Origin of the sequence: Streptomyces sp. NPDC057486 (genome assembly GCF_042802415.1) — a bacterium.
Taxonomy (GTDB): domain Bacteria; phylum Actinomycetota; class Actinomycetes; order Streptomycetales; family Streptomycetaceae; genus Streptomyces; species Streptomyces yanii.
Window position 1 is genome coordinate 1 of sequence record NZ_JBHVEE010000232.1, and the last position, 8,386, is coordinate 8,386.

At 72.3% G+C, this 8,386-nt stretch carries 7 protein-coding genes and 1 pseudogene; 5 read left to right on the top strand and 3 right to left on the bottom strand.

What is annotated here, in order from left to right:
* Both ACFU6I_RS46775 and ACFU6I_RS46780 read left to right on the top strand, forming a co-directional pair.
* Positions 1–119 (top strand): annotated as a pseudogene (locus tag ACFU6I_RS46775) (electron transfer flavoprotein subunit alpha/FixB family protein); the annotation flags it as partial.
* Between the two features lie 172 nt (positions 120–291).
* Entirely contained in the window at positions 292–1,590 is a 1,299-nt protein-coding gene (locus ACFU6I_RS46780; protein WP_384380201.1) for a DUF6986 family protein, read from the top strand.
* A 23-nt stretch (positions 1,591–1,613) separates the two neighbouring features.
* Here the strand turns inward: ACFU6I_RS46780 and ACFU6I_RS46785 are convergent, their stop codons facing one another.
* Complete coding sequence (locus ACFU6I_RS46785; protein WP_384380204.1) at positions 1,614–2,456, bottom strand: alpha/beta fold hydrolase; 843 nt, start codon at positions 2,454–2,456, stop codon at positions 1,614–1,616.
* Positions 2,457–2,603: 147 nt separating this feature from the next.
* Between ACFU6I_RS46785 and ACFU6I_RS46790 the strand changes: the two genes are divergently transcribed.
* On the top strand, positions 2,604–3,821 hold the full coding sequence (locus ACFU6I_RS46790) for a M20 family metallopeptidase (RefSeq protein WP_384380207.1): 1,218 nt from the start codon (positions 2,604–2,606) through the stop codon (positions 3,819–3,821).
* Between the two features lie 19 nt (positions 3,822–3,840).
* On the opposite strand, the gene ACFU6I_RS46795 is transcribed toward ACFU6I_RS46790, so the two are convergent.
* Positions 3,841–5,031: an MFS transporter gene (locus tag ACFU6I_RS46795; protein WP_384380210.1), complete on the bottom strand. Its 1,191-nt coding sequence runs from the start codon at positions 5,029–5,031 to the stop codon at positions 3,841–3,843.
* 99 nt (positions 5,032–5,130) lie between these two features.
* Here ACFU6I_RS46795 and ACFU6I_RS46800 point away from each other — a divergent pair, with 99 nt between their 5' ends.
* Positions 5,131–6,123, top strand: coding sequence for a DUF5937 family protein (locus ACFU6I_RS46800; protein ID WP_384380213.1), 993 nt, complete (start codon positions 5,131–5,133; stop codon positions 6,121–6,123).
* Between the two features lie 26 nt (positions 6,124–6,149).
* Here ACFU6I_RS46800 and ACFU6I_RS46805 read toward each other — a convergent pair whose 3' ends face one another.
* The gene (locus tag ACFU6I_RS46805; RefSeq protein ID WP_345511925.1) at positions 6,150–7,178 is read right to left on the bottom strand and encodes a LacI family DNA-binding transcriptional regulator; all 1,029 of its coding nucleotides are present in this window, start codon (positions 7,176–7,178) and stop codon (positions 6,150–6,152) included.
* A gap of 183 nt (positions 7,179–7,361) precedes the next feature.
* Here ACFU6I_RS46805 and ACFU6I_RS46810 point away from each other — a divergent pair, with 183 nt between their 5' ends.
* Positions 7,362–8,327, top strand: a complete 966-nt coding sequence (locus ACFU6I_RS46810) for an ROK family protein (RefSeq protein ID WP_384380216.1) — start codon at positions 7,362–7,364, stop codon at positions 8,325–8,327.
* Positions 8,328–8,386: the final 59 nt, after the last annotated feature.

The window sequence follows — 8,386 nt, forward strand, 5'->3', positions numbered from 1 at the left end:
TCGCGATCAACAAGGACGCCGAGGCCCCGATCTTCGACCTCGTCGACTACGGCATCGTCGGCGACCTCTTCCAGGTCGTCCCCCAGCTCACCGAAGAGGTCAACTCCCGCAAGGGCTGACCTGTCGGGGGCTGTACCCCTCCTCGATGGTCCGGGGCCGCGTGGTGTTCTCGCCGCGCGGCCCCGGACCGTTTCTGATCACCATTGACGCAGGTCCGGTGGCCTTATAACTTCACTATACGGATTGTTGATTCCGGGAAGCGGAAACAGCGGCACTGTGGAGGGTGTGGACATGGGTCAGCAGGAGAAGGTGGCAACGAGCCTCGCCGGTGCGGTCAGCGAGGAGATCAGTGCCTCCCTCACCGCGGTGGACGCCGAACTCGCCCGCCGCTACCCGGGAGACCCCGGCACCCGCCAGCCCGTCCACACGGTCTACGTCCCCGGCGACACCTTTACCGCGGAGACCATCCGCTCCTGGGGCGACCAGGCGCTCCGAGCCCTCGACGAGCATGCCCCCGATGCGGCCTCGTTCGCCGCCGTCCTCGGCATCCCGGAGGAGCTCGCCGCGCCCGTTCACGACCGCGTCCGCGCCAAGCTGGAGCGCGAGCCCGTCGAAGACCTGCGCATCGACTTCGAGGACGGCTACGGCCCCCGCCCCGACGCCGAGGAGGACGAGGCTGCCGCCCGCGCCGCGCGGCTGGTCTCGGAGGCGTACGAGAACGGCACGGCGGCCCCGTACATGGGCATCCGGATGAAGTGCATGGAGGCCGCCGTACGAGACCGAGGCATCCGCACCACGGACATTTTCCTCACCGGTCTGATGCGGGCGGGCGGGCTTCCGGAGGGCCTGGTGCTCACCCTTCCCAAGGTGACGTACCCCGAACAGGTCACCGCCTTCGTCCGGCTCCTCGACGCCTTCGAGCAGGCCCACGGCCTGCCGTCGGGCCGGCTCGGCTTCGAGATCCAGATCGAGACCAGCCAGTCCATCCTCGCCGCCGACGGCACCGCGGCCGTGGCCCGCATGATCGATGCCGCTGGGGGCCGCGCGACCGGCCTGCACTACGGCACCTTCGACTACAGCGCCTGCGTGGGCGTCAGCGCCGCCTACCAGGCCAGCGACCATCCGGCCGCCGACCACGCCAAGGCGGTCATGCAGGTGGCTGCCGCGGGTACCGGCGTACGTGTCTCCGACGGCTCGACCAACGTCCTCCCGGTCGGCCCCACCCACCAGGTCCATGAGGCGTGGCGGCTCCACTACGGGCTCACCCGGCGTGCGCTGGCCCGCGCCTACTACCAGGGCTGGGACATGCACCCCGGCCACCTGCCGACCCGCTACGCGGCCGTCTACGCCTTCTATCGCGAGGGCCTGGAACAGGCTGCCGCCCGGCTCGCCGCGTATGTCGCCAAGGCCGGCGGCGACGTCATGGACGAGCCCGCCACCGCCAAGGCCCTCAGTGGATACCTGCTGCGCGGCATCGACTGCGGTGCACTCGACACCGCCGAGGTCGCCCGCCTGACGGGGTTGACGCGAGCGGACCTCGACGCGTTCGCCTCGCCCCGGCGCGGAGGACTGACGGTGACGGCGCCGTAGGCCACGGGCCCTGGCCCGTGCCGTCAGCCTCGCAGGAAGGTCTCGACGGTCCCGCTGAAGCGGACGGGATCGTCGAGCCACGGGAAGTGACCTGCGCCCGGCTGGACGGCCAGTTCGGCCTTGGGGAACAACCCCGCGACGGTGGCCGCGACGCGAGGAAGCGGACCGCTGTCCAGCTCGCCCGCGAGGACCAGGACCCGGGCGTCCAGCGCGGCAACGGCCTCGCGGGTCGCGGCAGGGGCGAAGGCATCGAGGGACGCGTAGACGTCCGCGGCCCCGTAGTTGCTCTGCTCGGCATCGGCTGCGGCGTGCGCCCGAGCGGCGGTGTCCCAACGGCCGTAGAAGAACGGGGCAATGGCGTCCCAGTCGGCGTCGGTGGCGGAGCCTGCCCAGACGGCCTCGTACGCGTCGTGCGCGGCCTCGAACCACAGCTCGGCCCTGCGCAGCGCGGCGGCCTCGCGGCGATGCTCCTCGGTGAAGTCGACACCGAGGGCACGCGCACGGGCGGTGATCAGCGTGAGGGTCCGGATGCGCCGGGGGTGCCGGGCCGCGTGGAGGATCGCGAGATCGCCGCCCGCGGAGTGCGCCAGAACGTCCACGCGGTCCAGATCGAGGTGATCGAGGAACGCCTCCACATCGGCCACCTGCCGGTCGACGCGGTAGGTGGCCGGGTCGGCGGGGATGCCTGAGCCGCCGGTGCCCCGCAGATCGAGCATGACCAGTTGGCGCCGGCTCGCCAGGCCGCCCAGATCACCGAGGTAGGCGGAGGCGCGCATGGGTCCCCCGGGCAGGACGAGCACCGGCTCGCCCTCACCCACGAGGTGATAGGCGAGTTCGGTTCCGTCGGGAGCGGTGAAAGCAGGCATGGGGTCATCCTGGTGACCGTTCGACAGACACAACAAGCGGTTTACGCGGAACTCCTCGTCGATACGCCGATCGCCGCCGGAAGGACCGGGGGTGGCGCGGGAGCCGAAAACGGTGAGGATGGCGGGACCGACTCGCGAGGAGACGCCATGACCGATGCCGCTCGCCGCCACGCCGACCTCCGTGGCTCCGCTGCCGCGCTCCTGCCCGAACTGGTCGGGCTGCGCCGCGCGCTGCACCAGGAGCCGGAAGTCGGCCTGGAACTGCCGCTGAGCCGGGCGAAGGTGCTGGCGGCGTTGGAGGGACTGCCCCTCGAGATCACCCTCGGCAAGCAGCTCACCTCGGTCACCGCCGTGCTCCGCGGCGCGCTGCCCGGACCGGTCGTGCTGCTGCGCGGCGACATGGACGCGCTGCCGGTGCAGGAGACCAGCGGACTGCCGTACGCCTCCGCCGTCCCCGGCGTGATGCACGCCTGCGGCCACGACCTCCACACCGCAGGACTGGTCGGCGCCACGCGACTGCTCTGCGAGCGGCGCGACACTCTGGCCGGAACCGTGGTGTTCATGTTCCAGCCCGGCGAGGAGGGCGACGCCGGGGCCCGGGTGATGATCGACGAAGGTGTGCTCGATGCCGCGGGGACCAGGCCGGTGGCCGCGTACGCCCTCCATGTTGCGTCCGCCCTGCTGCCGCACGGTTTCGTCAGCACCCGCCCCGGACCGATCCTGGCCGCCGCCGACAGCCTCGACGTGACCGTGCGCGGGCGCGGCGGGCACGGATCCAGTCCGCACAGCGCCCTGGACCCCATCCCGGCCGCCTGCGAAGCCGTCACAGGGCTGCAGACCATGGTGACGCGCCGCTTCGACGCCTTCGACCCGGTCGTCGTGACCGTCGGCAGCTTTTACGCGGGCACCGCCCACAATGTCATTCCGGACGAGGCGGTGTTCTCCGCGAGCATCCGGTCCTTCTCGGCCGGGGCGCGGGCCCGTGTGCTCCAGGAAGCGCCCCGGCTCGTACGCGGCATCGGGGAGGCCCACGGGCTGACCGTGGAAGCAGTCGTCGACGAGGGCTACCCCGTCACCGTCAACGACCCCGTCGAGGCGGCGTACGCAGCCGAGACGGCGGCCCGACTGTTCGGGGCGGACCGCTGCTTCGAGCTGCCGAACCCGATCGCCGGGGCCGAGGATTTCGCCTTCATCGGTGAACACGTCCCCTCCGCCTATCTGATGCTCGGTGCCTGCCCGGCCGATCTCGACCCCGCCACAGCTCCCTACAACCACTCCCCGGAAGCCGTCTTCGACGACTCCGTACTGGGTGACGCCGCGGCGCTGCTCGCCGAGCTGGCGCTCGGACGGCTCAGCAGGGGCTGAGACCGGGCTCTCCGGTGTCTCAGGCCGCCAGCTCGTGGTTCATGCGACCTGTGATGCGGCCCGCGAGGGCGAGCGGCGCGACCGAGCAGAGGACACCGCCCAGCAGTGCCGACCACCAGAGGACCGCCGGACCGAGAGCCGTATAGACGGTGACGCCCAGGGTCAGGGCCGCGAACCGGGAGACCCCCCAGGTCCACTGGAACGCCCCCTGGTAGCGGCCCCGTGCGTGGGCCGGGGCGAGGTTGGCGACGATCGCGGAGGCGATCCCGGACACGCACGCCTCGCCCACGGACCAGACCACCACCGACAGCGTGTAACCCGCGACGCTGTCCGCGACGCCTGTGAGCGCCACACCCACGGCGATGAGAACGCTGCCGGCGGCGTGCACCGGAATCTGCGGAAGCCTCGCGAGGCGAGCTGTGGCGAACGGCTGCAGGACCACCACCAGCACCGCGTTGACCGCCGCCATGGCCCCGTAGACCGCAGGGGAAAGCGCACTGTCGTGGACGGCCAGCGGCAGGGCGACCTCGGTCAGTGAATAGACGAAGAGCTGCACCCCGAACAGGGGCAGCAGCGCGAGCAGCAGCCGGTCGCGGAGGACGACGCCGTATCCGATGCCGTCGCGCGCCTCGGCCCGGTCCTTCGGCGTCCGTGTCTCGGCCACCCGGGTGGCGACGACGACGGCGTACAGCAGCATGGTCCCGGCGTCGACCGCGAAGAGCAGCCAGTAGCCGTGGGCGGCGAGGAATCCACCGAGGACGCCTGCCGCCGCCGTACCGATGTTGATGCCCCAGCCGAACAGTGCGTACGCCCGCCGTCGGCGCTCCGCGTCCACGGAGTCGGCCATCAGCGCGTACACCGCGGGGCTGATCATCGCGCCTGCCGCACTGAGCAGCAGCGCGGCGCCGGCCATCGTCAGCACGCCCGGTGCGAGGAAGAGAGCACCCTGCGCTCCGGAGGCGCCGAGGAGACCGATGAGCATCGTCGGGCGGCGGCCGATCCGGTCGGCGAGCAGTCCTCCGACTGCGGGGCCGAGCAGGTTGCCCGCGCCCAGGGCGCCGAGGACGTACGAGGTCTGGGTGCCGGTGACGCCGCGTGCGGCGAGGAAGAACACGAGGAACGGGGTGACCAGGTAGCCGAGCCGATTGATGATCGTGCCGGCGAAGAGGGTCCAGACCGTGGGCGGAAGGCCGCGAAAGGTGGAGAGCATGCGAGGAGCGTGCAGCCCGACCGCGGTACCGGACCATTGATTAAGGTGGGACCGAATCCAACGGGCGATCGGCCCTAGGGACCTGGACGGCGGGGGCACATGGAGTCGGAACTGAGCTTCTCCACCGCGGACTTGGCGCAGACCCGCTTCGCCATCTCCCCGATGTGGGAGGTCGTCACCAGCTTCCGGCTGCTGCGCGCCGAGAGCGAACCGCCGCTGCACCGGCGCTGGGCCGCGCAGGTACGGCCCCGGCTGGCGGAAGCGGGGCTCGACCGCGGGTGGCTCGCCGAGCTGATCCCCGCCGGCGGATACCTCGCGGACTTCCTCAACCCGACACCGCCCGCCCCGTTCCCGGAACTCGCGGCCGAACTGGAGGCGATCCGGCAGACCCCGCCCGAGCGGGTACGGACCGATCTCGACAGGCTCGGCGTCGAGCAGGACCTCGGGCGGTCCGCGCGGCTCGGACTGCTGCGCGAGGCTCCGGAACCGGCGCTGGAGAAGGTCGCCGCCGAGATCGAGACCTACTGGGAGCTGGCGCTCGCGCCGTACTGGGCCCGGATCCTCCAGCTGCTCGAAGCCGATGTGTTCCGCCGGGCGCGGCAGGTTGCCGAGCTCGGGGCCGCGCAGGTCCTCAATGAACTGCACGACTCGGTGCGATGGGACGAGAGCAGCCTGCGCCTGGTACGCCGCCACTGCGCCCTGACCCGCGCCGACTCGGGCGCGGGGATGCTGCTGGTGCCCTCCGTGTTCGCCTGGCCGCGGGTGCTCACCCGCTCGGTGGCGCCGGACCCTCCTCAACTCGCCTATCCGGCACGGGGTATCGGCACCCTCTGGGAGCCGCGCAGCACCGCAGCCGCCGATGCGGTCGCCGCTGTCCTGGGCCGCTCCCGCACCCTGCTTCTGACCGAGCTCGACACCCCCGCGTCGACCACCGCGCTCGCCCGGCGTTCCGGACTGTCCGCGGCCGGCGTCTCCCAGCACCTCACGGCCCTGCGAGACGCGGGCCTGGTGACCGCCCACCGCGCCGGACGCTCGGTTCTCTACGCACGCACGTCAGTGGCGGACGCGCTGCTGACGCCCGCCGGAAGCTGACCGAGCCGGTCCGTCGACGCCCCGGCTCAGGCGGGCGGCAGTTCGCCCGAGCCGCGGGCGATGAGGGACGTCGGCAGTTCCACCCGCGCCGGGGCGTCGTCCGCGCCGTCCAGCCGGCGGAAGAGGTGCTCGGCCGCCGTCCGGCCCACGGCCGCGGCGTCCTGGGAGATGACCGTGATGCCCAGCAGGTCGGCCAGTTCGATGTCGTCGAAACCGACCAGAGCGACCGGACGCTCCCGCTCCGCCAGCACGCGCACCGCGGTGACCGTCACCCGGTTGTTGCCCGCGAAGAGCGCGGTGACCGGTTCGGGGCCCGAGAGCATCGCCTCGGCGGCCGCCCTGACCCGCGCCGGGTCGGTGGAGCCGAGGGAGACCCAGGAGTCCTCGACGGCGATCCCGGCGTCCGTCATCGCGGCGTGATACCCGCGAAGACGCTCGGTGGCCGTGTGGATACGCGGCTGGTCACCGATGAAGCCGATCCTGCGGTGTCCGTGCGCGATGAGATGGGCGACACCCTGCCGGGCGCCGCCGAAACTGTCGGAGAGGACGATGTCGGCGTCGATCCGGCCCGCCGGGCGGTCCACGAAGACGGTGGCGATCCCCGCCTTTATCTCCGGCTCCAGGTAGCGGTGGTCGTCACCGGCCGGAATCACGATCAGCCCGTCCACCCGGCGGGCGCACAGCGCGAGCACGAGCTCCTGCTCGCGCTCCGGGTCCTCGGCGCTCGATCCGTTGATGAGCAGGGCACCGTGGGCGCGGGCGACCTCCTCGACGGCGCGGCTCAGCGGCCCGTAGAACGGGTCGGCGAGATCCTCCAGGACCAGGCCGATGGAGGCGGTGCGCCCCTTGCGGAGCACGCGCGCGCTGTCGTTGCGGCGGAAGCCGAGCGCATCGATCGCCTCCTGGACCCGGCGCTCGGTGTCCGGTGTGACCCCCGGCTCGCTGTTGACCACGCGGGAGACCGTCTTGAGGCCCACTCCGGCCCTGGCGGCCACATCCTTCATGGTCGGCCGGTTGCCGTAGCGGGGCTCGGAGTGACGGGCGGTCTCTGCCACGATGCGCTGTCCTGTCGTCGGGTGCGGGCTGTCCGGCCGGTCGCAGACGGCTGTCGCGGAGGTGCCGGAGGCTGTGCCGTCGAGCATAGGCCCTGGACAACGTTGTCAACTGAATAGAGACTGGGCAGACTATTTACTGAAGCTGCAGGTCCCCGACCACTCACTCATCCGGAGCCCACACCGATGCATACCGACCTCGTCGCCGCGCTCGACATCGGCGGCACCAAGATCGCCGGCGCTCTGGTGGACGGCAGCGGCACGCTTCTCGTGCGGGCGCAGCGGCCGACGCCCGCCCGGGAGAGCGGCGAGACGGTGATGGGCGCGGTGACGGACGTGCTGGCCGAGCTGACCGCGTCGCCGCTGTGGGACCGGGCGACTGCCGTCGGCATCGGCAGCGCGGGTCCGGTGGATGCCTCGGCGGGGACGGTCAGCCCCGTCAACGTTCCCGGCTGGCGTGACTTCCCGCTGGTGGACCGGGTACGGAGGGCTGCCGGGGGGCTCCCCGTGGAGCTGGTCGGTGACGGGGTCGCGATGACCGCGGCCGAGCACTGGCTCGGTGCGGCCCGCGGTTACGACAACGCGCTGTGCCTGGTCGTGTCGACAGGGGTCGGCGGCGGTCTGGTCCTCGGCGGCAAGCTGCACCCGGGGCCCACCGGCAACGCCGGTCACATCGGTCACATCAGTGTGGATCTGGATGGCGACCCGTGTCCGTGCGGTTCGCGTGGCTGTGTGGAACGGATCGCCAGCGGGCCGAACATCGCCCGTCGCGCCCTGCAGGGCGGTTGGCAGCCCGGCCCGGACGGCGACGCCACGGCCGCCGCCGTGGCCGCGGCCGCACGGGCCGGACACCCGGTGGCGGTCGCCTCCTTCGAGCGCGCAGCGCAGGCGCTGGCCGCCGGAATCGCCGCCACCGCCACGCTGGTCGAGATCGACATCGCCGTCATCGGCGGGGGAGTGGCCGGTGCGGGCGACGTCCTCTTCGCTCCGCTGCGCCGCGCCCTGCGCAGCTACGCCACGCTCTCGTTCGTCCAACAGCTCACGGTGGCACCCGCGGTGATGGGTACGGACGCGGGTCTGGTGGGCGCCGCGGCCGCCGCCTCGGCGGTCAGGCCGGGCGGGGCGGCGGCCGCGGCCGCACTGAGCGGCTGAACGGGGTCCGGCTGCCGGGCGGTGCGCGGCGCCCCGTCCTGTCCCGTCCGGCTTCCGAA